The 22640-nt window shown below is 69.4% G+C and carries 24 protein-coding genes; 13 read left to right on the top strand and 11 right to left on the bottom strand.

All coding sequences use genetic code 11. The features are described from left to right. Positions 1-38: 38 nt before the first annotated feature. Positions 39-1109: an alpha/beta hydrolase gene (locus tag BKH20_RS12415; RefSeq protein ID WP_075391307.1), complete on the bottom strand. Its 1071-nt coding sequence runs from the start codon at positions 1107-1109 to the stop codon at positions 39-41. A 147-nt stretch (positions 1110-1256) separates the two neighbouring features. On the opposite strand from BKH20_RS12415, the gene BKH20_RS14845 reads away from it, so the two are divergent. Continuing rightward, positions 1257-1382, top strand: coding sequence for a hypothetical protein (locus BKH20_RS14845; RefSeq protein WP_256693178.1), 126 nt, complete (start codon positions 1257-1259; stop codon positions 1380-1382). Here BKH20_RS14845 and BKH20_RS12410 read toward each other — a convergent pair. Both BKH20_RS12410 and BKH20_RS12405 read right to left on the bottom strand, forming a co-directional pair. Next, complete coding sequence (locus BKH20_RS12410; RefSeq protein WP_075391306.1) at positions 1361-1711, bottom strand: helix-turn-helix domain-containing protein; 351 nt, start codon at positions 1709-1711, stop codon at positions 1361-1363. The two genes, BKH20_RS14845 and BKH20_RS12410, sit on opposite strands and share 22 nt — an antisense overlap. A 5-nt stretch (positions 1712-1716) precedes the next feature. Then, complete coding sequence (locus tag BKH20_RS12405; protein ID WP_075391305.1) at positions 1717-2067, bottom strand: type II toxin-antitoxin system RelE/ParE family toxin; 351 nt, start codon at positions 2065-2067, stop codon at positions 1717-1719. A gap of 64 nt (positions 2068-2131) precedes the next feature. Between BKH20_RS12405 and BKH20_RS14840 the strand changes: the two genes are divergently transcribed. Both BKH20_RS14840 and BKH20_RS12395 read left to right on the top strand, forming a co-directional pair. Then, on the top strand, positions 2132-2281 hold the full coding sequence (locus BKH20_RS14840) for a hypothetical protein (protein WP_178388608.1): 150 nt from the start codon (positions 2132-2134) through the stop codon (positions 2279-2281). A 315-nt stretch (positions 2282-2596) separates the two neighbouring features. Next, positions 2597-3046 (top strand): RpiB/LacA/LacB family sugar-phosphate isomerase, encoded by a 450-nt coding sequence (locus tag BKH20_RS12395; protein ID WP_075391303.1) that lies wholly within the window; start codon positions 2597-2599, stop codon positions 3044-3046. Positions 3047-3067: 21 nt separating this feature from the next. Here the strand turns inward: BKH20_RS12395 and BKH20_RS12390 are convergent, their stop codons facing one another. Next, complete coding sequence (locus BKH20_RS12390; RefSeq protein ID WP_276565261.1) at positions 3068-4357, bottom strand: Fic family protein; 1290 nt, start codon at positions 4355-4357, stop codon at positions 3068-3070. A gap of 197 nt (positions 4358-4554) precedes the next feature. Between BKH20_RS12390 and BKH20_RS12385 the strand changes: the two genes are divergently transcribed. The 4 genes from BKH20_RS12385 (at position 4555) to BKH20_RS12370 (ending at position 8716) form a co-directional block, all read left to right on the top strand. Continuing rightward, positions 4555-5331, top strand: a complete 777-nt coding sequence (locus BKH20_RS12385; protein WP_256693177.1) for a TetR/AcrR family transcriptional regulator — start codon at positions 4555-4557, stop codon at positions 5329-5331. Positions 5332-5380: 49 nt separating this feature from the next. After that, positions 5381-7051, top strand: coding sequence for an MDR family MFS transporter (locus tag BKH20_RS12380; protein WP_075391302.1), 1671 nt, complete (start codon positions 5381-5383; stop codon positions 7049-7051). Between the two features lie 19 nt (positions 7052-7070). Then, a complete protein-coding gene (locus tag BKH20_RS12375) occupies positions 7071-7565 on the top strand; it encodes a methyltransferase family protein (protein ID WP_075391325.1) in 495 nt (164 codons plus the stop codon). A gap of 83 nt (positions 7566-7648) precedes the next feature. Beyond that, positions 7649-8716, top strand: a complete 1068-nt coding sequence (locus tag BKH20_RS12370) for an LLM class flavin-dependent oxidoreductase (protein WP_075391301.1) — start codon at positions 7649-7651, stop codon at positions 8714-8716. 1284 nt (positions 8717-10000) lie between these two features. Here BKH20_RS12370 and BKH20_RS12360 read toward each other — a convergent pair. Further along, positions 10001-11290: a M48 family metallopeptidase gene (locus BKH20_RS12360; protein WP_075391299.1), complete on the bottom strand. Its 1290-nt coding sequence runs from the start codon at positions 11288-11290 to the stop codon at positions 10001-10003. Positions 11291-11566: 276 nt separating this feature from the next. Between BKH20_RS12360 and BKH20_RS12355 the strand changes: the two genes are divergently transcribed. Beyond that, positions 11567-12379 carry a peptidyl-tRNA hydrolase gene (locus tag BKH20_RS12355; RefSeq protein WP_430793399.1) on the top strand — a complete coding sequence of 271 codons (813 nt, stop codon included), beginning with the start codon at positions 11567-11569 and terminating at the stop codon, positions 12377-12379. 257 nt (positions 12380-12636) lie between these two features. Here the strand turns inward: BKH20_RS12355 and BKH20_RS12350 are convergent, their stop codons facing one another. Then, positions 12637-13221, bottom strand: a complete 585-nt coding sequence (locus BKH20_RS12350) for a GtrA family protein (RefSeq protein ID WP_075391298.1) — start codon at positions 13219-13221, stop codon at positions 12637-12639. Between the two features lie 90 nt (positions 13222-13311). Then, positions 13312-13965 carry an HAD family hydrolase gene (locus BKH20_RS12345; protein WP_075391297.1) on the bottom strand — a complete coding sequence of 218 codons (654 nt, stop codon included), beginning with the start codon at positions 13963-13965 and terminating at the stop codon, positions 13312-13314. Between the two features lie 82 nt (positions 13966-14047). On the opposite strand from BKH20_RS12345, the gene BKH20_RS12340 reads away from it, so the two are divergent. Continuing rightward, entirely contained in the window at positions 14048-15391 is a 1344-nt protein-coding gene (locus tag BKH20_RS12340) for a M18 family aminopeptidase (RefSeq protein ID WP_075391296.1), read from the top strand. Between the two features lie 2 nt (positions 15392-15393). Further along, positions 15394-15849 (top strand): YchJ family protein, encoded by a 456-nt coding sequence (locus BKH20_RS12335; protein WP_075391295.1) that lies wholly within the window; start codon positions 15394-15396, stop codon positions 15847-15849. Between the two features lie 49 nt (positions 15850-15898). On the opposite strand, the gene BKH20_RS12330 is transcribed toward BKH20_RS12335, so the two are convergent. The 3 genes from BKH20_RS12330 to BKH20_RS12320 form a co-directional block, all read right to left on the bottom strand. Next, positions 15899-16939, bottom strand: a complete 1041-nt coding sequence (locus BKH20_RS12330) for a zinc-binding alcohol dehydrogenase family protein (protein WP_075391294.1) — start codon at positions 16937-16939, stop codon at positions 15899-15901. Positions 16940-17247: 308 nt separating this feature from the next. After that, a complete protein-coding gene (locus tag BKH20_RS12325) occupies positions 17248-17634 on the bottom strand; it encodes a winged helix-turn-helix transcriptional regulator (protein WP_256693176.1) in 387 nt (128 codons plus the stop codon). An 87-nt stretch (positions 17635-17721) separates the two neighbouring features. After that, positions 17722-18828, bottom strand: coding sequence for an oxidoreductase (locus BKH20_RS12320; protein WP_075391293.1), 1107 nt, complete (start codon positions 18826-18828; stop codon positions 17722-17724). A gap of 98 nt (positions 18829-18926) precedes the next feature. On the opposite strand from BKH20_RS12320, the gene BKH20_RS12315 reads away from it, so the two are divergent. Beyond that, positions 18927-19892 carry a patatin-like phospholipase family protein gene (locus BKH20_RS12315; protein WP_075391292.1) on the top strand — a complete coding sequence of 322 codons (966 nt, stop codon included), beginning with the start codon at positions 18927-18929 and terminating at the stop codon, positions 19890-19892. A 2-nt stretch (positions 19893-19894) separates the two neighbouring features. Here BKH20_RS12315 and BKH20_RS12310 read toward each other — a convergent pair whose 3' ends face one another. Further along, the gene (locus tag BKH20_RS12310) at positions 19895-20461 is read right to left on the bottom strand and encodes an NUDIX domain-containing protein (protein ID WP_075391291.1); all 567 of its coding nucleotides are present in this window, start codon (positions 20459-20461) and stop codon (positions 19895-19897) included. 380 nt (positions 20462-20841) lie between these two features. Between BKH20_RS12310 and BKH20_RS12305 the strand changes: the two genes are divergently transcribed. Together BKH20_RS12305 and BKH20_RS12300 are read left to right on the top strand one after the other, a co-directional pair. After that, entirely contained in the window at positions 20842-21867 is a 1026-nt protein-coding gene (locus BKH20_RS12305; RefSeq protein WP_075391290.1) for an alpha/beta hydrolase, read from the top strand. Positions 21868-21998: 131 nt separating this feature from the next. Then, positions 21999-22586, top strand: a complete 588-nt coding sequence (locus tag BKH20_RS12300) for a biotin transporter BioY (RefSeq protein WP_075391289.1) — start codon at positions 21999-22001, stop codon at positions 22584-22586. The last annotated feature ends 54 nt before the right edge of the window (positions 22587-22640 follow it).

Raw genomic sequence — 22640 nt, 5'->3', positions numbered from 1 at the left:
AGCCCCTGGCCTGAGCCGCCGGCCGTCGTCGAACCGGGTCAGCGCAGCACGTAGGCGGACATCCAGCGGCGCAGGGCGGAGAAGACCTGCTCACGCACGGGCGGCTCGGACAGGGTGAGGTCGTGGACCCCGCCGGGGAAACGGGCGATGGTCACCAGCTTGCCGAGCATGACGGCGCGGCGGGCGGTGGCGTCGGCGTCGATGATCGTGTCCGCGCTCCTGGACTCCGGCATCCACGTCACTCCGAGCCGGGTGGAGGCCGCGCCCATGGACAGCACCGGGCAGCGGATGTCCAGGCCCTGGGCGACGCGGTTGTGACCTTCCATGACGGCCTGGAGCCAGCCGACGCGCACGGGCGCGGAGGGCTTGATCGACCAGGCGGGGTTGATGTCCCAGCCGGTCACGTAGGGGTCGTCGGCCCAGGCGGGATCGGGCAGCTCGCCGTCGCGCTCGGGGATCCAGCCGTCGGTGATGGAGAAGACGCGCGCCGGGTCGACCCAGCCGTCCAGGATCGACATGTGCGGGTCGCGCAGCGCCAGGGTGCGCAGCACCGGATCGCCGACGGTGCGCACTAGCTCGGAGCCCTGGAGTGAGAGCCAGGCGGAGTTGAGGACCAGGGCGCGCAGGGCCCCCGGGTGGCGGTCGGCCCACAGGGAGGCGATGAGTCCGCCGGCGGAGTGACCCGACAGGACGACCTCGGTCTCCCAGCCCTGGTCGGCGCGAATGGCGGACAGGGCCAGGCCCAGGTCCTCGTCGTAGTCGGTCAGCGAGGTGCACCAGCCCAGCATCTGGCCCTCGCGCCAGGAACGGCCGTAGCGGCGCAGGTCCAGGGCGTAGAAGGCCCCGCCCAGGCGGGAGATCTCGCGGGCCAGGTGGGTCTGGAAGAAATAGTCGTTCCAGCCGTGCAGGTAGAGGTAGATGAAGGTGGGGGTGGTGGGGGTGCCCGGCAGGGCGCCGGGGTCGAGGGCCGGCAGGTGGCGCACCAGGGTGGCGACGGCGCCGTCGTCCTCGTCGTCGGGCAGCAGCTCCAGGGTGCGGGCCTCGAAGCCCGGGCCCAGGAAGTCCGGCCCCCAGGCGTCCACCGGTGCGTGCTCGGTCGTTGCGTTCACGACCCCATGATGGCACCGCTCTCCGGACGGGGGCTCCGCGACGCCTCTCTCACTCACCAACCAAAACTTCACAATCGACCCGGAGCCGCGTCTTTTCTGAAGTTTCGGTCGAAGTGAGGTGGGTAGGGTGTATCTGCGGCGGCATCAATGGTGGGAGGGCTCCTCGGCGGACCGCTGACGAAACGGGCCTCAGCATCGACCCTGACGACCGCCTTCGGCATCCTCCTCCTGGGTGTGTGCGCCGTGACCGCCTACGACCTCCTGGCCGCCTGAATGAACTGTAGGCGCTGCCGGGATGTTTGAGCCACCTGAGGTCTTTGAGATTCTGTCACGTCGATGGGCAGACTTGCTCCGACAGCCTCCAGGTATCGCCGGATGGTGCTGCTCTTCAAGTCCTCAAATTCGCCGCACTCGATTTTTGATATCTGACGCTGTCTGACGCCGATTCGATCTGCTAACTGTGCCTGAGTGAGGCCAGCCCGCTTGCGCAGTTCGCGCAAACGATATGCGCGGATCTTGGCAAGCATCCGTTTCTTATGGGCGTCAACCTGTTCTCTGTCTACCGGATGTACTTCTAAGAACTCTGCAATCGTCATGGGCATGGTGTCTACTCTCCTCTCAGGTTTTGCAAGTGCTTGTCGAACAAATCGTCGGCTATGGGTGTGTTCCGCTTGTACCAACGGGTCCAATTTCCGGATTTATCTCCAGCAATCAACAGGATTGCCTGCCGTTTTGGGTCGAAGGCGAATAGGATTCGAAGCTCGGATCTCCCTGTCGATCCTGGTCTCAGCTCTTTCATGTTCTTGTGGCGAGAGGCCTTGATGGTGTCCACCAGCGGGCGACCGAGCCGAGGTCCTTGTTCCTCCAGTAGTTCGATGGCCGCGACGACCTGCTCCTGCGAGCCGCTGTCCAGTGACGTCAGCCAACCTGCGATGAGCTCGATGTCGACGCTCCACACCCTGATATGATAGCACCTGTAGGGTCTAAGCGAGTGTGCTGAGTCCCGCCGCAAGACGTCTATGGTGTCGGTATTCGTTGCGACCTCGGCGGTGGGAGGGCTCCTCGGCGGGCCGCTGACGAAACGGGCCTCAGCATCGATCCTGACGACCGCCTTCGGCATCCTCCTCCTGGGTGTGTGCGCCGTCACCGCCTACGACCTCCTGGCCGCCTGAACGAGTTGTTGGTGCCGCCGCGCTGCGGCTCGGCAAGTACTTCGGGGTATCTGCGCAGTTCTGGTTGAACCTGCAGACCCAGTATGACCTTGACGTGGCGGAGGACCGTCTTTCGATGCAGATCGATGCCATCACTCCTCTGCCAGTGGCGTGATGGCCGGCAGGGCGGTTGACTGAAGGCCCCGGAAGACGGACGTCTGTTGATGGTCGCCGCTCAGTACTTCTGTCGCCTTTCGTGGCGTTGACGAGAGCCGTGAGACCATATGGATCCCTTGAAGGCTCGCCTTGTGTGGCGAGGCCTGAGAGACTGGGTGCATGCGAATCGCCATCGGTGCCCCGGGCAATGGAGTCCTCCTGAAGGACGCTCTTGAGGAACGACTGGCCGGGGACGGGCGCGTGAGCGACGTCATCGACCTGTCCACACCGGACATCACCTACCCGGAGGTCTCCTTCCAGGTCGCCCGGGCAGTCGCCGAGGGGCGGGCCGACCGCGGACTTCTCATCTGCGGCACCGGCGTGGGAACGGCCATCGCCGCGAACAAGGTGCCCGGGGTGCGCGCGGCGACCGCGCACGACCTGCTCACCGTGCGCGGCTCGGTGGAGAACTACGACGCCCAGATCCTGTGTATGGGACAGAACGTCATCGCGGCCCCGGCCGCCTGGGCGCTCATCGACATCTGGCTCGACCTGCGCCATGACCCCGCCAGCAGCTACGGCCCCAAGGTTGGTGAGATCGCCGCCTACGAGGCGCGCCTCCACTCCTGACGGCGGCCCCGCGCGAGCCGCCTAACGAGGTGTGGGCTGCGCCGGAACTGCGCGCGCCGGTGCGGAGACTCTGGTGTCGAAGCGTGTGCTGGCCAGGCGGCGCTCGGCCCAGGTGATGGTGTCCAGCACCGCGCGGGCTGTGTACGCGCGGCGCCCTGCGCCGATCGACTCCGTCGTGAGGATCCCGGCAGCCCGGAGCGTCTCAAGTCCTCGCGTCGCCGCAGTGCGCGAGACCCCGTAGACCTGCGACGCCGTCGAGATGGTCAGGACTGGGGTAGCGGGTAGTCCCTCAAGGATGCGCGACGTCGCCGAGTCGCTGCGCGGGCGGCGACCGGTGCCCTCCCGACTGGCCCACGCCTCAAGCGCGCTTGCCCAGTCGGAGCGCACGTCGTCGAGCTCGGAGGAGATCTGTTCCGCCTGGTCGCAGGCCAGTATGACCGCTTCAAGGAAGAAGGCGATCCATGCGTGCTGGCCGGGGGAGGTTTCAGCCTCATCAGCGGCGTCCTCTCCCCGATAGGCGGAGAGCGCCTCGACATACCGATGACTCAGCGTCGACAGGACCAGGCTCGTCGGCAGCACCATGCCGGGAAGCAGCCCCCGGCGAGTCAGTACCGTGTGGATGAGTGCTCGGCCCACGCGACCGTTACCGTCCGTGAACGGGTGAATCGTCTCGAACTGCGCGTGGACGAGTGCCGCCTGAATGAGCGGAGCATGCGTGGCGCCGTTGAGGTACCGCAGCAGGTCCTCGACCAGGCCAGGGACCAGATCCGGTGGAGGCGGCACGAAGTCCGCCTCAATGGGGTGATACGAGGATCCCCCCAGCCAGTTCTGAACCGTTCGGATTCCATGATGCTCCGGTGAATCGGGTAGGAGGCTGCGATGCAGGGCCAGTAGCCGGTCAACGTCCACCGGCGCCGTATCATTCAGCTCTTCAACGGCCGCGCGAACCAGCGTCACGTTGTTGGCGACGGTGCGTGCCTGGGCGCTGAGTCCCTTGACCTCCTCATGCTGGCCGAGCTCCGCCAGCGCGACCTTGTGGGCCGACGGCGCGATCCCCTCGATCCGCGATGAGGCGATCGCCTCGCTGCGCAGGAGAAACCTCGAGGCGGCAGTCATGGCGGGAGAAATGGTGAGCGTACGAACTCGCTGCTCGGCCTGGGCCGCCAGCGCCTCGATGTCAGGACTGAGTCTCAGGCTGGAACCGCTGAGTGGATTCGGCACGTAGGCCCGGTACTCGCCTGAGCGGCGGTCACGACGGCTCAGTCCGGTGCTGTGCGGGTTATCCCAGTGACCAATGATCCACTGCCCCACTTATCCTCCTTAACATGTCGAGTCCGGGATTTTGGTGACACCTTAAGTCGTAAGGTGTCATGAACGGCTTGTTTGTGCAACGTTGGTGGCCGGTTTGCGGTCGCCGGTGGAGCGGGCGGCATGAGCTGGCGTCCCCGTGAGGAACCTCGCACTGAACTGCATTGAGTGCAATCATGCACTGAGTGCAAGATGGTGGTGTGACACGAGCCGACCTGCGCGCCACCCAGGCGCGACGCACCCGCGCCGCCATCCGTGCCGCCGCACTCACCCTGACCCGGGAGCGCGGCTACGCCGCGATGACGGTCGATGACGTCGCCGCCCTGGCCGGAGTCTCCCGGCGCACCGTCTTCAACCACTTCTCCTCCAAGGCCGACCTCCTCGTCGTCGGCCCGGAGCCCCCGGCGCCCGAAGTTATCGAGGCCTTCGTCAACGGCTCCGGAAGCCTCCTGGAGGACCTCGGCGACCTGCTCGCCTCCGGCGCCGAGGCCGTCGAGTCCGAGCGCGGCTGGCTCCTGTCCTTCCCGGAGATCGTGCGGGACAACCCCGAGGTGGAGCGCGCCGTCCACGAGCGGCTGCGCATCGTCGCCCAGTCCTTGGCGGAGGCCGCCGGCCGCCGCCTGGGAGCCGAGCCCGACGACCCGCGCACCCGCGCCGTCCTCGCCCTGGCCCTGGCCATCCAGCGCAGCTCCCTGGACCTGTGGTGCGGGCGCTCCCACCCCTGGGAGGAACGCCGTGAAGCCGCAGCGCGCCCAGAGAACCCCGGGGCCTCCGAGAGCCCTGTGAACCCCGAGGTCTCAGGCCAGTGCCCCCAGACCAGCTTGGTTGACGCCATCCGCGCCATGGTCGAGGCGATCTCCGAGGTCGTCTCCCCGCCTCGGTCCGACGCCGCGGCCCCCACCGCTGCCGGCGACCCGATGCCGTCGAGCCCGCCGGGGAAGCCGCGCGGGGGCTCTGCCCGTCGTTCTCGCAGCTGACTGAACCGACCGTTCCCATCCTTCGCCCTCAACCGACAAGGCCACACTCATGACTCAACGCACCTCGACGTCGGCCTCCGCCGGCACCGCCCTCCACGAACCGGGAGCGGAGTTCCGCCCCGACCGCCGCTTCTGGGCGGTCTACGCCTCGCTCCTGATCGTCATGTTCCTGTCCGCCATGGACCAGACGATCGTCGGCACGGCCCTGCCCACCATCGTGGGCGACCTCGGCGGCGCCGCCCACATGGCCTGGATCCTGACCGCCTACACCCTGGCCATCACCGTGGCCATGCCGGTCTACGGCAAGCTCGGTGACCTCGTGGGGCGCAAGAACCTCTTCCTGGTGGCCATCGGCCTGTTCCTGATCGGCTCGGCCCTGTGCGGCACCGCCGACTCCATGACCCAGCTCATCATCTACCGCTTCATCCAGGGGCTGGGTGGCGGCGGCCTCATGATCTCCTCCCAGGCGATCACCGGCGACCTCATCCCGCCGCGCGTGCGCGGCACCTACATGGCCCCCATGGGAGCCATGTTCGGCGTCGCCTCCATCCTGGGACCCATCATCGGCGGCTGGCTCACCGACTCCGTCTCCTGGCGCTGGACCTTCTGGATCAACCTGCCGCTGGGCGTCCTGGCCTTCATCGCCATCCTCCTGGTGCTGCGCCTGCCCTCCGGCCGCCTGACCAGCCCCATCGACTGGTGGGGGCTCGTACTCATGAACGCCGGCGCCGTCGCCATCGTCCTCATGGCCACCTGGGGCGGCAACCAGTACGCGTGGACCAGCCCGGTCATCATCGGCCTGGGGGTCGTCGGCCTGGTCTGCTGGGGGCTGTTCGGCTTCGTCGAGACGCGAGCCATCGACCCCATCCTGCCCTGGACGATCCTCACCAGCCGCACCTTCCTCGTCTCCACGCTCGTCGGCATGCTCGCGATGGGCGGCATGATCGGTGTCATGAGCTACCTGCCCACCTACCTCCAGATGGTCTACGGCTACTCGGCCACCGCCTCCGGCCTGCTCCTGGTGCCCATCACTATTGGGATGCTTGTCTCCTCGATCCTCTCCGGCGTGCTCGTCTCGCGCACCGACCGCTACAAGATCTACCCGGTCGTGGGGCCCCTGATCGCCGCCGGCGCCGCCTTCTGGCTCTCCCGCCTGTCGACGACGTCGCCCGTCTGGCAGATCTCCGCGGCCACCTTCCTCATGGGGGCGGGCATCGGGCTGTTCTTCCAGCTCCTGGTCACCGTGGTGCAGAACGCGCTGCCGGCCAAGCACCTGGGCACGGCCACCAGCGGCAACAACTTCTTCCGTGAGGTCGGCGTGTCCCTGGGTGCCTCGCTCATCGGCGCGGCCTTCTCCTCCGGCCTGACCTCCCACCTCACCGATCGGATCGGGGCGCTGACCCGCAGCGCGGACCCGGCCGTCCTGGGGGCGCTGGCCCAGTTCAAGGACGCCGACACCTCCTCGCTCACGCCCGCCCTGGTCAACCAGCTGCCCACCGCCCTGCACGACGCCGTGGCCGGCTCTTACGCCGATGCCCTCCTGCCGATCTTCGGCTGGATGATCCCGCTGTTCGTCGCGACCTCCGTCGTCGCCCTCTTCCTGCCCGAGGTGCCCCTGTCCCAGAAGACCGCGCTGGAGCAGGTCGCCGAGGCTGAGGCCGAGGACGCGGCTGAGGCCGAGGACAGCGAGCCGACGGCGTTGAGGGGTGAGGCGCAGTAGGTGAGAGGATGACTCGGTGATGGAACGGATCTTTAGGCGACCGCCCCCGGCAGTGCTGCTGGCGATGGCGGGGGCGGCGCAGTGCGCCATGACTCGTGGTCGGACAGTGACGCCGTCGTCGATGGCGGCGGCCGCTCCCGTTGTCGGGGGCTCGCTGTGCCTGCTGGCCGGAAGCGCGGGCAACTTTCTTCGCCACCGCACCACGGTCGACCCGGTGAGGGTCGAGCGCGCCCAGCACCTTGTTGTGGACGGCCCCAACCGGCTGACGCGCAATCCCATGTACCTGGGGCTGACGGGCCTGCTGCTCTCGCACGCGATCGCGCGCAGGGACCCGTCCGCGCTGATCCCGCTGGCCGGCTTCGTCTGGCTCATCGACCGCCACCAGATCCCGGCCGAGGAGAAGGCCCTGGAGGAGAGGTTCGGGCAGGACTACCTCGACTACAAGGAGGCCGTTCCCCGCTGGCTGGGCGTGCCGGGCCTTCGAGGAGGCTGCCGAGTTCGCCGTCGGCGCTGACGGCGCGTGGCGCCCGAGGGCGGGGTGACACGGCTCGCGCGGACGGACGGAATGATCCGACGGCGCACGTAGTTGAAGGCTGCATGAAAGCATTCGGGTTCCTCAGCTTCGGACACTACGGACACGGTCGCGGCCCTGGCGACCCCGACGCCGGCCAGGCGCTCAAGGACGCCGTCGAGATCGCCGTCGGCGCCGACGAGATCGGCGTCAACGGCGCCTACTGGCGCGTTCACCACTACGCCCGCCAGGCCGCGGCCCCCATCCCGCTGCTCTCCGCGGCCGGCGCCCGCACCCAGCGCATCGAGGTCGGCACCGGCGTCATCGACATGCGCTACGAGAACCCGCTCTACCTGGCCGAGGAGGTTGCCGCCCTCGACCTGCTCACCGACCAGCGCATCGCCATCGGCATCTCCCGAGGCTCACCGGAGCAGGCCCGCCGCGGCTGGGAGACCTTCGGCTACGCCGGCGGCGCCGACCCGCGTGGAGCCGACGTCGCCCGTGCCCACACCGCCCAGTTCCTCGACGCCGTCCGGGGTGTCCCGCAGGCGGACCTCGACACCAGCGGCGGTATGGCCCCCGGTGCGAGCTCCCGCCTGCGCATCGAGCCGCACGCACCCGGTGTGGATCGCCGCCTCTGGTGGGGTGCGGGCTCTCGGGAGACCGCCGAGTGGACCGCCCGCCAGGGCCTGAACCTCATGAGCTCGACCCTGCTGACCGAGGCCACCGGGGAGGGCTTCTCCCACCTCCAGGCCGAGCAGATCCGCCGCTACCGCGAGGCCTGGAAGGAGGCCGGCCACGACTGGACCCCGCGCGTGAGCGTCTCGCGCTCTATCTTCCCGATCGTCTCCGAGACCGACCGCAGGTTCTTCGCCCTGCGTGGCGAGGACTCCCACGATCAGATCGGCGTCATCGACGGCCTGCAGTCGACCTTCGGGCGCACCTACGCCGCCGAACCCGACGTCCTCATCGAGCAGCTGACTCAGGATGAGGCGCTCCATGCCGCCGACACCGTCATGCTCACCATCCCCAGCCAGCTCGGCGTCGACTTCAACCTCCACATCCTGCAGGCCTTCGCCGAGCACGTCGCCCCGGCGCTGGGCTGGCAGCCCAACACCGCCGGGCCGGTGACGGGCTACTCCCTGGAGGCGTGACGTCGGCAGTGGCCGCGGCCCCATCCGGCGGTCGGCCCGACTCTCGCCTCGGGCCGACCTGCTCTACGAGGGCGGGTCGAGGGGGAGAGGTCTGGCAGGTCGCTGGTGTCCACAGCGCTGACATCAACCCTGCATCGGCGCTGCACGCCGAGGAAGAACCGCAGTATTCCAACGATCCCCGCTGGGTGCTTCGACGGCAGGCTTGTTCATGTCAGCGCTGTGGACACCGGGCCGCGCAGGAGCGAGCCCGGGGTTCTTACGGCAGAGCCCGGCGCCTCCGTCACAGGTCCTCCTCCACCGCCCCCTGACCGCCGTGTGCGCTGGGGCCTGGAGGCCATGGTTCGACGCCAGCTCTGCCTTGAGTCTCGCCTCGAGTCGGTCTGCTCCACGAGGGTCGGGATCTACTGACCGAGGGTTGTGCGTACTGCACGAAGACCCCACCTACCCGCAGTACCCCCAGCCCTCCTCCAGGAGCACCCCGCCCTCGTGCAGTGCATCTAGACGACGCCGGGCAGCCACCACAGTGACCGGGCCGGCCCCCTCCGACAGGCCCAAGCAGCAGCCCTCCCCATTCGGCAGACCCACCCAACCGGTGTCTCAGAAGTCATGAGACAACACATCGTGGAGTAGGGCCGGTGAGTCGACCTCGCCGTCGTCGTGATCGGCGTCGGCCTTCTTCTGAGGATTCAGCAACAATCCGGGAGCGGCGCTTTATTGAGATGCCGACGTGATGGACGAGGGCGGGAAAAGGTTCTGCCTGGTGCTGGAGCCTCGTGGGAGGGCAATAATGACGTGGCCTGTGGGTCTCGGACTTCTCCGAGCCCCACAGGCCCCTGTCGTTGAGGGTGGCATCGCCTCTGGATCCCATATTCCAGAGGGGACTCAACCCTCCTTCGCCAGAGCGGCTAACGCCGAGCTCCCTATCAACTCGAGCGGCCTCGAAATCCGATCGGTCATTGGGCTCCCCAACCCTCGCGACCGGTTCCGTCCGGCGGCAGTCACTATGTAACCCACTGCTCCTGAGGGAGCACTTCAATGTACCTGAGAGTATTCTGAGAACCCATTCGCGGACTTTGTTCTGTATTCCCGAGGTTGGGTGTCTCCTTTTCTCAAGGGGCTAATGATGTTATTTTCGAGTACATTTTAAACGCATAGGCATTCCTTTTGCATTGATTTTCCTCAGGTGTTGTCCCGGTCATGGGGTGTACTGGTCAGCCGTCCAGCCGTCATCCACCACCCGGAGATGCCCGGGTGCTGAGGCGGGCTCGCCTTGACCGACCGGGATCAGTACTGGTCGGTCTCGGAGTGGGGAGTCTCCTGAGTCGTTGCCTCGGTGGGTGCTGTCCCCGAGGTGTCCACGCGTTGGTCCTGCACAGGGGGCGTTGTTGGGGCGTACCCGTAGGGGCCGGGCTGCTGCGGCCCGACGGAACCGGTCACGCCCGAGGGGGCTGCGAAGGCGTCCTGCCCGAGAGTCGCGGCTCCCACCGGAACGGGGACGGGAACGGGGGAGGCCCAGCGCAGCTCGTCGCGAGGGAGGTCGTAGGCCACGCCGGGGTAGCGGCCGAACTGCTCCTCACTGGGCACACTCGAGGAGGTGGAGTCCAGCGCCGCGAGCATCTGCTCCGGCGTCGGCCAGGAACCGGACCACCCGCTGCCGCTGGGAGCCGACGGCGGGAACCAGGCGGTGGACTCCGGCGGGCGGATCATGATCCGCCCCGGACAGCTGCGGTCGCGCAGGGCGTGGGCGCGCCAGGTGATGACCGGGTGCGTGGACCGCCAGACGGTCATGTGGAGCCACAGCCCCTTCTCCCGCGTGGCGCGATCCGCCAGGGCGTGGGTGTTGACCTCGGCCCCCAGGTACTTGCCTCCGGAGAGCACCCCCATGACACCGGGGACCCCCTGAGGAGCGTAGGCGTAGCCGTGGTTGTCCGCCGTGTACTCCTGGGCCCGAACCAGCGCTTTGCCCAGAAGCGGGACGTTGAGGCCGAGAGTGACGAACAGCAGGCGCAGCATGGAGATGTGACCCGCGGCGAGGTGCCCGACCTCGTGCCCGATCACGAAGCGCAGCGCCTCGGGGTCGCGGGCCCGACCGCCGATCTCGAACATGTCGGAGTAGACGACCACGAAACGCCGGTAGCCGTGGCCGGCTGCGAAGGCGTTGATCTGACCGTTGCCCATGGTCACGTAGGCGTCGGGCACCCGGCGCAGGCCGAACTGCCGGGCCGCCTCGACAACCATCCGGTAGCCCTCCGGGAACTGGGTGGGACTCATCTGGACCGCGGTCGCACGGAGCTTGGCATACGTCATCGCGCGCGCCACCCACAGGATGATCGGGATGATGGGCACCAGCAGGAGGAACTGCGCGCCGCTGCCCTTCTCGTTGAGGAAGAAGTCGCGAACCTGAGCCTCCGGGCCGGTCGGTTCAGGCACGGTGACCAGCCAGATCACCAGGGCGATCCACGCCAGGTAGGCCAGTGCAGTCGCCAGGCTGGTCGCGATCAGGAGCGGGATCTCGGCAGGGTGACGCAGCTGACGGATTCCCCTGAAGCCGTGAACGGTCGCGCCGTTGAACATCCGCGGGTGGGAGGGCGGCATGGCCGGCGGCGTCAGGCCAGAAGGGTCGAGGACGGTGGTTGGAACAGGTGGTCGCATGGCGGCAACCTAAACGACTCGCCGCTGGATTCGTCTCCTGCCTCAGGAGGATCTTCGCATCTCGATTATCCGCCGTTTGGTGGGAAAGGTAGTGGTCAATCGTTCTCCTCGAACGTCCCTGCGGCTCCAGCCGTCCCACAGGAGCCGGGGGCAGGCGGGACCTGACGCGGTCGATCGCGACCCCGTAGGCTCTTGCCCGTGCCGCACTCCGCATCGCCGTCCTCGCCGTCCCTGCCGTCATCGCCCCTGCCCTCTCTGTCCGGGAACCCGGACCACGCCGTGCCCTGGGGCATGCAGATCGCCGTGCGCTACGACAAGGTCCACCCTCCCCGGCGGATCGACGTCGCCGAGGCCGCCGCCCGCGCCGTCGTCTCTCTCCTGGCCTCACCCGCCGCCGCCCCCGGTGGGCCGTGGAACCCGGCCGTCGACTACTGGCGCGACGGGCGCATCCGCAAGCTCGTGCGCCGAGCCCGCGGCAAGCGCTGGGAGGAGGTCCAGGACATCGACGGCGTCACCGTCACCCAGGACGGCCCCGCCGGCTGGGGGCAGGCGGCCGCCCGCGCCTTCGTCCCCGGTCCGGTGCGTCCCCTGCCCGGGGCCCTGGCCAAGACCCAGGTGGAGGGCACCCACTTCCCACCCGGCGACGAGCTGCCCCCGCCGCCCGCCGAGATCACCGCCCGCGCCGCCAAGGACCCGGCCGCCGCAGAGGAGATCGCGCTCACGGCGGCGTCGGCCTCCACCGGGGCCCTGGTGACGATCGAAGTCACGCCCCTGCACGAGATGACCTCGGGCAAGCTGGCCGCCCAGTGCGGCCACGCCGCCCAGCTGGCCTGGGAGAGCAGCGCCATGCCGCCCGCCCTGAGGCGGGCCTGGGCCGACGACGGCTACCGGGTGCGCGTCGTCGTGCCCAGCCGGGAGCAGTGGGAGACCACCACCCGGCCCGTGAGCGTCACCGACGCCGGGTTCACCGAGCTCGACGGCCCCACCGAGACGACCCGCGCCTCCTGGTGAGGGCGCGGCGTCGGAGTGCCACTCCGCACAGGGACACCGGCGACCCGCCAGGCCCCCTCCATCAGCCCGCCATTGTCGCCAGGACGCCCAGCCCTGGACTTTGGCCCGAGCGAGCGTCTCAGAAGCCATGACACGCTGAATCGGGGACTGTGTTTCCCGTCCAGAACGTACTTCTCCCGCAGGTGACTGAGGTCGGACCCCAGTCATCTGGGGGACAACGCAGTCCTCGTCGGAGAAGTACGTCCCCGATCGGGTACCTACCGGCGTTGCCTCTCGGGCTCCGGCACCCCGCGGAACACCCACAGCCGGATGAACACGTAGAGGTAGATGCCCTCGCAGCAGGCCGAGATGACGCGCGCCAGCTCGGCGTTGACCCCGAACCAGTGCAGCAGCGAGGACAGGCCCAGGATGAAGATGACGTACTGGCTGATGACCCCGGCCGTGTAGCCCGCCCCCTGCTCGACGACGTGCCCGTGGGCCTGGAAGTTCAGCCACCGGTTGAGCAGGAAGGAGTAGACGGCCGCGATGACGTAGCCGACCGTGACCGCCAGCGGGTAGAACCAGTGGAGGTGGTTGTAGAACACCCACAGGCAGGTGATGTCCAGGAAGAAGGCGGAGCCGTTGATGATCGCGTAGCCGATGAAGGTCACCGGCAGCCGGCTGCGCACGAAGCCCGGCAGGACGGAGTGGATCGCCGTGATGAGGCGCAGGAAGACCTCCGGAGCCCGGCGGGCCGCGGCGGCGGAGGCCGGTGACTGGGCGGAGGACGTCGCCGAGGCGGGGGGTGCAGTAGCGGTAGCTGTGGTCTCGGGGGCCTGGTCGTCCGTCGTCGTTCCTGCCATGAGCCGTCCTTTCCTGGTGACTGCTGTCAGCAGGAGTCTTCCCTGCGGGCGCCGGTCAGGCAAGTCTCGAGAGAATGAGGCCTACCGGGCTCATCCTTGCAGGGGGGACGCGGCCTGTACCAGGGCCTGGACGACCTCGCGGCGCAGCAGTTCGCCGCCGGCATCGGCCGGGTGGTGGATAGTGCGCAAGCCCACCTCACGGGCCGCGGCGATGTTGGTGGCGCTGTCATCGACGAACAGGGCCTGGTCCGCCTCCACCCCTGCGAGCTCCAGCAGCCGGCGGAAGTAGGCGGCATCCGGCTTGGCCACCCCCAGCGTGCAGGAGTAACCGTCGATGTCGCACAGGCCGTCATAGCCCAGCTGCTCGCGCATCCAGGCCCGACGCTCCCACTGCTGATTGGTGGCCAGGACCGTGGTGTAACCCGCCTCGCGCAGGTCCCTCACCAGCTGCCAGGCCACAGGGTCGGGCGTGGCCCGGTGCCACATCTCCAACAGGTCCGATGCGCGCAGCTCCAGCCCCAGGCTCTCCACCACCCGCTCCAGCAGCTCGGTCAGGGTCTCCCGGCCCGCCAGGGCGTCGGTCTCACCATCGATCATGGCCTGGGCGAAGGTGGGTCCGCCGCCGCGGGTCAGCGCCTCGCCCCACGGGGTGCCGATGAGCTGAAGAACGCCGTCGGCATCGAGCAGGACGGCGCGCACGGGCGTGGACGAGGCGGGCGGGATGACCGGCTGAGAGATGCTCACACCCCGATTCTGCCCTACCTCGCGGAGGGTCTCGGTCGGGAGATAGGCCGGGCGCGGGGCGCACCGGTGGAAGACTGGGGCCATGACTGATGCCGCCAGCGCCCCCACCCGTGACGCCGCCGCGATCCTGCGCGACGAGAACGCCTACACCGACTCGCTCATCGACTTCGTCACGGCCTCGCCCAGCTCCTACCACGCCGCCGCCGAGGTCGCCCGCCGCCTGGAGGGGGCCGGCTTCACCCGCGCCGACGAGACCGTCACCTGGGAGGAGGGCCTGGCGCGCCGCGGCTACGTCATCCGCGACGGCGCCATCGCCGCCTGGGCGCTGCCCGAGGCACTCACCCCCGGGGCGGGGCTGCGCATCGTCGGCGCCCACACCGACTCCCCGGCCCTCAAGCTCAAGCCCGCCGCCGCCCTCGTCCGCTCCGGCTGGCAGCTCATCAACGCCGAGGTCTACGGCGGACCCCTGCTCGCCTCCTTCCTCGACCGCGAGCTGGGCCTGGCCGGACGCCTGACCACCCGCGATGGCGCCGTCCACCTCGTGCGCACCGGCCCCATCGCCCGCGTGGCCCAGATCGCCCCGCACCTGGACCGCAGCGTCAACGACACCCTCCACCTGGACCGCCAGACCCACCTGCTGCCCCTGTGGTCACTGGCCGCACCCGACGCCGCCCCCGACGCCGTCGAGACCCACCTGTGCGAGATCGCCGGCATCGACCCGGCCGAGCTCGCCGGCCACGACGTCCTGACCTACCCCACCCAGGCGCCCGCCCGCTTCGGCCGCGACGGCGAGTTCCTGGCCTCCTCCCGCCTGGACAACCTCTCCTCCGTCCACGCCGGACTGGTCGCCCTCGAGGCGCTCGCGGCCGCTGGGACCGAGCTCGCCGAGCCCGCCGACCCCATCATCCTGGTGGCCTTCGACCACGAGGAGGTCGGTTCGGACACCCGCTCCGGGGCGGGCGGCCCCTTCCTCGAGACTCTCCTGCGGCGCCTGGCCCGGGCCCTGGGGGCCAGTGGTGACGGCCTCGATGCCCTCCTGGCCCGCTCGACCTGCGTGAGCGCCGACGCCGGGCACTCCGTCCACCCCTCCTACGCCCACCTGCACGACCCGGCCGTCCAGCCGCTCATCAACCACGGCCCCCTGCTCAAGATCAACGCCCAGCAGCGTTACGCCACCGACGCCGCGGGCGCCGCGATCTGGGCGCGTGCCTGCACGGCGGCGGGCGTCCCCAGCCAGGACTTCGTCTCCAACAATACTGTGCCCTGCGGCTCCACCATCGGCCCCATCACCGCCACCCGCCTCGGCATCACCACGGTCGACGTCGGCGTGCCCCTGCTGAGCATGCACTCGGCCCGCGAGATGTGCGGCGTCCAGGACGGCCCCTGGCTCGCCCAGGCCCTGCACGCCTACTGGCAGGGGGCCTGAGCGTGGCGGGGGAGCGGGCCGGCCGCAGAGACCGGCCGGACTCGCCGATCCGCGCCGCCGGAGTGCACGGCGCCAACCCCTGCCCCTGCGGCAGCGGGCGCACCTACGCCCAGTGCTGCGAGCCGCTCCACGACGGCGCCCCGGCGCCCACCGCCCAGGCCCTCATGCGCTCGCGCTACACGGCCTTCGTCGTCGGCGACGAGGACTACCTCTTCCGCACCTGGCACCCGCGCACCCGCCCCGAGGGGCCCTACTGCCACCCCGGGACCCGGTGGACGGGACTGACCATCCACGAGACCGTCGACGGCGGGCCGGACGACGAGACCGGCATCGTGGAGTTCACCGCCACCTACCGCAGCGGCGACGGGCGCGGGGGAGTGGTGGACGACGCCCTGCGCGAGCGCTCCCGCTTCACCCGCCGCGCCGGCCGCTGGCTCTACCTCGACGCCGTCGGATAGCCCGCCGCGTCCGGCGATCGGGGCCCGCTTCGGTCCCGATCCGGTCGACTCAGCCGGCGTCGGTCACGACGATCTTCCCCACTGCGCGCCCGCTCTCGATGAGGCGGTGAGCTGACCGTATCTGCGCAGCATTGCGAGGCGTGAGCGTCTGGGACGCAGTGCCACGGATTCTTCCGCTGTCGATGAGCTCGGCGATGGTGGAGAGGATGTGGTGCTGGGTGATCAGATCGTAGCCGTGCCTGGGGCGGGCGAACATGAACTCCCAGTGCCATGAGATGGCCTTGTCCTTGAGCGCGTACAGGTCCAGGTCTCGCTCGTCGTCGATGGCGACGATCTCCCCGAAAGGACGAACCACCGTGGTCAGCAGCGGCACGCGCCCTCGGCTCTGCGGGGTGAAGACGTAGTCGACGCCGTCCGGTGCGATGGCGAGAACCTGCTGTGCGAGGTCCTCGGCGAAGTGGTCCACCACGGCGTCGGCACCCAGTGACCGGACCCAGTCGCGGGACTCCTCACGTGAGGCAGTGGCGATGACGGAGACATCAGTGAGGGCCTTGGTCAGCTGGATCACCATGGATCCCACCCCTCCGGCGGCTCCCAGCACAAGGATCGTGCCTGCGGAGTCCCTGCTCAGGTGGAGCTTGTCGAAAAGCGCCTCCCACGCGGTGAGGGAGGTCAGGGGCAGTGCCGCTGCACTCGCGTAGTCCAACGAGCTCGGCTTCGGTCCAACGATGCGTTCGTCCACGAGCTGCAGCTGTCCGTAGGAGCCGGGACGCTCCAGTGCTCCGGCGTAGTAGACGTCGTCGCCGGGCTGGAAGAGAGTGGTCTGCTTGCCGACCGCGATGACCGTCCCCGCTGCATCCCATCCCAGGATGCGTTCCTCACCGCCGGCGTGGTTGAGGGCGGCGCGCACTTTGACGTCAACGGGGTTGACGGACAGTGCCTTAACCTCCACGAGGATGTCGTGGCCAGTGGGAGCCGCCGGGGCGGGGACGGTGGCATCGACCAGGACATCCGGGATGTCCACTGAGCCACCGGATCGAGTGACGACAGCGGTCATGGTGCGTTGGGTGTCGGGGCTGCTTGAGGGCATCGATAGCTCCTTACTCTCCTTGTTCATCGGCTTGTGTCAGGTTCGACGGAAGTGCACCGTCAACGAGCACAGACCGTAGTCGGAAGAAAGTGGTTACCCGCAATGACCCCTACTATCAAAAAGATAGTGGGGTGCTGGTGCGTCAGCCGTGACGACGTCCGAATGCCCAGGGACTCGTGGGCGTGCCGTAGGCCCGCAGCACCATCGGAGTCCGATGTCGACGGCTCAGGTGCGTTCCCGACGAACTGTGCGCAGTGGCGATTCCCCGGGGCATTGCTCTGGGCGTCGTCTTCACGTCGACACGCGACCTACGGCGTCGACCTCGCGTGAGTCAGCGCATGCGCGTATCGGGACTCGGCCCATTCCCGAAGCGCGAATACCGGTTCGACGGCGCTCCGGCCGATCTCCGTCAGGGAGTACTCCACGTGAAGAGGAACCTCCGGGATCATCTCTCGGTGCACGAGCCCATGGTCCTCCAACCGGCGCAGCGTAGCGGTCAGTACCTTCGGCGAGATTCCTTGAAGGCGCCGTTGCAGCTCCCCGAAGCGCAACGGTCCCTCGGCCAGTGCGCCGATGGCCAGCGCGGACCACTTGTTGGCCACGACCTCCAGAAGATCGCGGCACGGGCACTGCGAGGAGTACACGTCCCCGCGGTGCCTCTGCGTGCTGGGAACCGTCGAATCGCTGCTGCCCAAGGATCTACCTCCAGAAGATGGATACGTCGCATGCGACTGAGGACTTCCCAAGAGATAGTACTAGTGTCGGGCGGTCCGAGGACTCGCTCAGCTCCAGGTGCCGCGCCAGTACTGGATGGGCCAGGGGGCCTCGTCCCAGGAGCGCGCCCCCAGGTCCGCCGCCCAGCGCAGCGGCAGGTACGGATCGCGCATGGCCGCCCGCCCCACGGCGATCGCGTCGGCCTGCCCGGCGATGAGCGCCTGCTCGGCCTGGGCCGCCGCCTCGATGAGACCCACACCCACCACCGGGACCCCGCTTCCGGCCACGGCCTGCTTGACCTGCTCGGCCAGCGGCAGCTGGTAGCCGGGCCCCACCGGCACCGCGGCCGGGACGTTCCCGCCGCTGGAGACGTGCAGGACATCAACACCGGCCTCCACCAGCTCACGGCTGAAAGCGGCGGTCTCCTCACCGGTGACACCGCCCTCGGCCCAGTCCGAGGCCGACAGGCGGATATCGAGCACCGTCTCCGAGCCGATGGCCTCGCGCACGGCCCGCACCACCTCAAGCGGGAAGCGCTGCCGGTTCTCGACGCTGCCGCCGTAGGAATCGGTGCGCTGGTTGGACAGAGCAGAGCGGAACTCGTGGATGAGGTAGCCGTGGGCGCCATGGATCTCGACGACGTCGTACCCTGCCTCGACGGCGCGCCGCGCGGCCGCCGCGAAGGCCTCCACGATCCGACCGATCCCGGCCTCGTCCAGCTCACTGGGAACCGCGTGCTTGGGGAAGGGGATCGCGCTGGGGGCCAGCAGCTCCCAGCCCTCCAGGGTGCCGGTGCGCGCGCCCTCCACCTTGGGGCGCCACGGGGGAGTCCCCGACTTGCGCCCGCCGTGCCCGATCTGGATGCCGGCCAGGGCCCCGCCGGCGTGGATCGCCTCCACCAGGCGGCGCTGGCCGGCGACCTGCTCATCCGACCACAGCCCCAGGTCGTAGGGGGACAGGCGCCCCTCCGGGGTGACCGCCGTGGCCTCCACGATGACCGTGCCAAAGCCCCCCACCGCGCGACTGGCGTAGTGAACCAGGTGCCAGTCGGTGACGACACCGTCCTGCGCCTCGACCGAGTACATGCACATCGGCGGCAGCCACAGGCGATTGCGGGCGGTCAGCCCACGCATGGTCATCGGCTCAAGAATGCGCAGCGCGCTGGAGGAAGTCATGGCCTCACGCTACCCTCCCGGCCGCTCGGCCGACATAGGGCGGGAATCACCCGTGTGATCGCGCCATGGAACTCAATGGAACCCATAGGCTCCCAGGCGTGAGCTCGCGTCCCGTCCCCGTCTCCGGCCCTGTCCAACGTCCCGTCCCCGTCTCCGACCCTCGCCACCGGCCCGCTCCCGTCACCCACGGCCCCGACGACGTCGCCCTCATCTTCGAGAGCGGCGGCATGCGCGGGGCCTACACGGCCGGCCTCGTGCGCGTCATGCTGGAGGCCGGGCTCTCCTTCCCCTGGGTCGGGGGCATCTCCGCGGGCTGCACCAACACCTGCAACTTCGTCTCCCGGGACATCTGGCGCACCCGCGAGGCCTACCTGGGGCTGACCACCGACCCCAAGGCCGGCGGCTGGGGCAGCTTCGTGGCCGGCAAGGGCTACTTCAACTCCGAGCACATCTACCTGCACACCTCCGCACCCGACGAGTCCATCCCCTTCGACTGGGAGACCTTCGCCGCCTCACCGGCCACGGTGCGCCTGGGCGCCTTCCGCTGCGACACCAGCGAGGAGGTCTACTGGGGCCTGGAGGACATGCCCACCATGGAGGACCTGCTGGTAAGGGCCCGGGCGTCGTCGTCGATGCCGGTGCTCATGCCGATGGTCGAGGTCGACGGCGCCCCCTACGTGGACGGCGCCGTCGGGCCCACCGGCGGCTTCGCCATCGACGCCGCCCGCGCCGACGGCTACGACAAGCTGCTCGTGGTCATGACCCGCCCCGAGGGCTACCGCAAACCGCCCATGCGACGCCACGAGATCGAGGTCCTCCAGCGGCTCTACGCCCGCTACCCGGCCCTGGTCCAGGCCGTCGTCGACCGCCCCGAGAACTACAACCGCACCGTCGAGGAGCTGGAGCACCTGCGCAGCCGGGGGCGCGTCTACCTCTTCCGGCCCGAGCGCATGCCGATTGCCAACGGCGAGCTGCGCTACGACCGCGTCGTCACCGCCTTCGAGGCCGGCCTGGCCCAGGCCCGCCGCGAGCTGCCCGCCATCGAGGCCTTCCTGGCGGGCTGAGCTCAGTGCGGCAGGGCGACGCCGTAGCGGGCGATGTCCTGGCCCTCATCGAAGCCGAAGGTGATGATCGGGGGCACCGGCCTCCCCCCATCGAGGGAGGCGGCCAGCAGCTCCAGGACGTGGCGCTCGTGAGGCGGAACCGCCTCGGGCAGGCCGGCCAGTGAGAACCAGCGCAGCCCCGCGTTCTTGGCCGGTTCGCGCACGCTCGGCGTGCCCGCCCAGGTCCGCAGCGTGAAGAACAGGTCGATGCGCTGCTCCAGAGCCGCCCCGCCCAGGTCGTTGGTGCGGTGCATCGCCGTCAGCGCCGTCAAATCCTCCGCATCGACGCCGATCCCCAGCTCCTCATCGGCCTCACGCAGAGCCGTCTCCAGGACGCTCTCGGCGGCCTCGACGTGCCCCGAGGCGCCGCAGGCCCAGTGCCCGTCCATGTAGCCGGTGCCCCGCCGCAGCTGGAGGAGCACCTGGGTCTCGCTGCTCGCCGCCCCGGCGTCCCGGTCCGCGGCGCTCGGATCGGGGCGCAGGAGGTAGACGTAGGCGGCGGGGACAAGAGTGAAGGAGTGGGCGGCCATGGCGACCACCGTAGCCCAGGTGCCGCACCGCAGGAGGAGGGCGGGCTGCGTGGGGAGAACTGTCGGGATACGGGCGACAGGAACTCATGAAACCATCAGGAATGTAGGCGATGCTCCGGTGCTGTCAGTCATCAGTGGCCGTCTGTGGCAGCTCGCCACGTGCCCGCCGGGGGCATCTGAGAATCACCTCGGTGGTAACGCTGCCGGCTCGACGTCGGACAACTAGGCTTCACCCTGGGGTGACGGGAGATCTCGGACCCAGCCCGCCAACCCGACGTCACCGCCGTCAGCCGTCGACACGATCAATGATGACCGATGCCGACCCGAGCACGGCCGACGCCCGTTGACGCCGATTGACGACGCTGCCTGAGGAGGACTTGATGCAGACCAGCCTTACTCGGCTCACGGCTGACGACGGAACGCGCTTGGTCGTGCACATCTGGCTCCCCGAGTGGCTCATTGACGGCTCCCTCCTGGTGGCCGACGCTCCCGAGGCCGGTACCCCAGCGCGCACCCCGGCCGCGCTACGCCCGCAGGTACCCGGCGCCGCCCGCCCCCGGGGCATCATCGTCATCGCCCACGGCATGGCCGAGCACGCCTCGCGCTACGCCCGCTTCGCCGCCTCCGCTGTGGAGGAGGGCTATGCGGTCCTGGCCGAGGACCACCGCGGCCACGGGGCCACCGCCGCCCCCGGCGGCTTCGGTTTTATCGCCGAGCGAGACGGCTGGGACAGGGTCGTGGCCGACATGGACACCGTCCTGGATGCGGCCCGGCGGGCCTGGCCCGATGTTCCGGTCTTCCTCATGGGCCACTCCTGGGGCTCCTTCCTGGCCCGCGACCTGGCCGCGCGCCGCGGCGGCGAGCTGACCGGCCTCATCCTGCTGGGGACCGGTGCGGGAATCGGCGCGCTAGCCGGCCCCGCTGTAGCGATCTGCGCCGGTGAGTCCCGGCTGCGCGGCCCGCGCCGCCCCTCCCGGCTGCTCAACGCGCTCGCCTTCGGCCCCTACCAGCGCCACTTCGCCCCCAACCGCACTAAGGCCGACTGGATCAGCCGGGACGTTCACGAGGTTGACCGCTACGTCGCCGACCCCTGGTGCGGATTCGCCTACCCCCCGAGCTTCTACCGCGACATCATTTCAGGGCAGGAGGCCGTCAACACCGCCTCCCACGCCGCGGCGGTCCCCGCGGGGCTGCCCATGCTCCTGGCCTCCGGTGACCGGGACCCGGTCGGGGCCATGGGGCGGGGCGTCCAGCGGGCCGCCACCCTCTACCGCCGCGCCGGCGTGCGGGAGGTCTGCGTCATCCTCTACCCGGGCGGGCGCCACGAGCTGCTCAACGAGACCAACCGGGACCAGGTCACCGGCGACATCCTCACCTGGATCGACGGACACCTGCCCGAACTGTGAGAATCAACGGGTCATTGCGGATTCTCAGGCGATTATCCGCGTCATCCTTGTAGGAGACCTACAAGTCGCGCGGTGGCTCTTCGGTGGGAACCGGTCGTTCGTCATGCCGGCGATCCCCGTAGGGTGGAGTCATGGTCACCAAACCCTCCTCCACGTCAGCTGCCGGCAGCCTCGCCCACAGTCCCGCACTGGCCCACGTCCGTGAGGCCGGGCTGATCCTGGCCGGAACGCTCGCCCTGACCCTCATCGGCCAGATCTCGATCCCCCTGCCCTTCACTCCCGTGCCGATCACCCTGGGCACCTTCGCCGCTCTGGGGGTCGGTGCCGTGCTCGGCTCACGCCGCGGCGCCCTGTCCGCGCTGCTCCTGGGCGCCCTGGCCGCTGTCGGGGCCCCGGTCCTGGCCGGCTGGAGCGGCGGCACCATCGTGACCTTCGGCTACGTCGTCGGCTACGTCCTCATCGCCGTCATCGCCGGACGCGCCGCCGCCGTGTGGTCGCGCCACTCCGGCTCCGCGACCACCCGGGTCGCCACCGGTGTTGCCCTCATGCTGCTCGCCTCGGCCTCGGTCTACGTTCCGGGTCTCATCTGGCTGAAGGTCGCCACAGGCGCCAGCTGGAGCACTGCCCTGGACCTGGGGCTGGTGCCCTTCATCGTGGGAGACGTCCTCAAGTCCGTGGTCGCCACCGGCCTGCTGCCCGTGCGCAACCGAATTCGCTGACCGCCCTGACTGCAGGGGGCCGACCCTCCCCGTGCCCCGCCGAGCTCCGCGCTC

The organism is Actinomyces oris (assembly GCF_001937445.1).
GTDB classification, from domain to species: Bacteria; Actinomycetota; Actinomycetes; order Actinomycetales; family Actinomycetaceae; genus Actinomyces; species Actinomyces acetigenes.
This window is presented reverse-complemented; position numbering and strand designations above follow the sequence as displayed.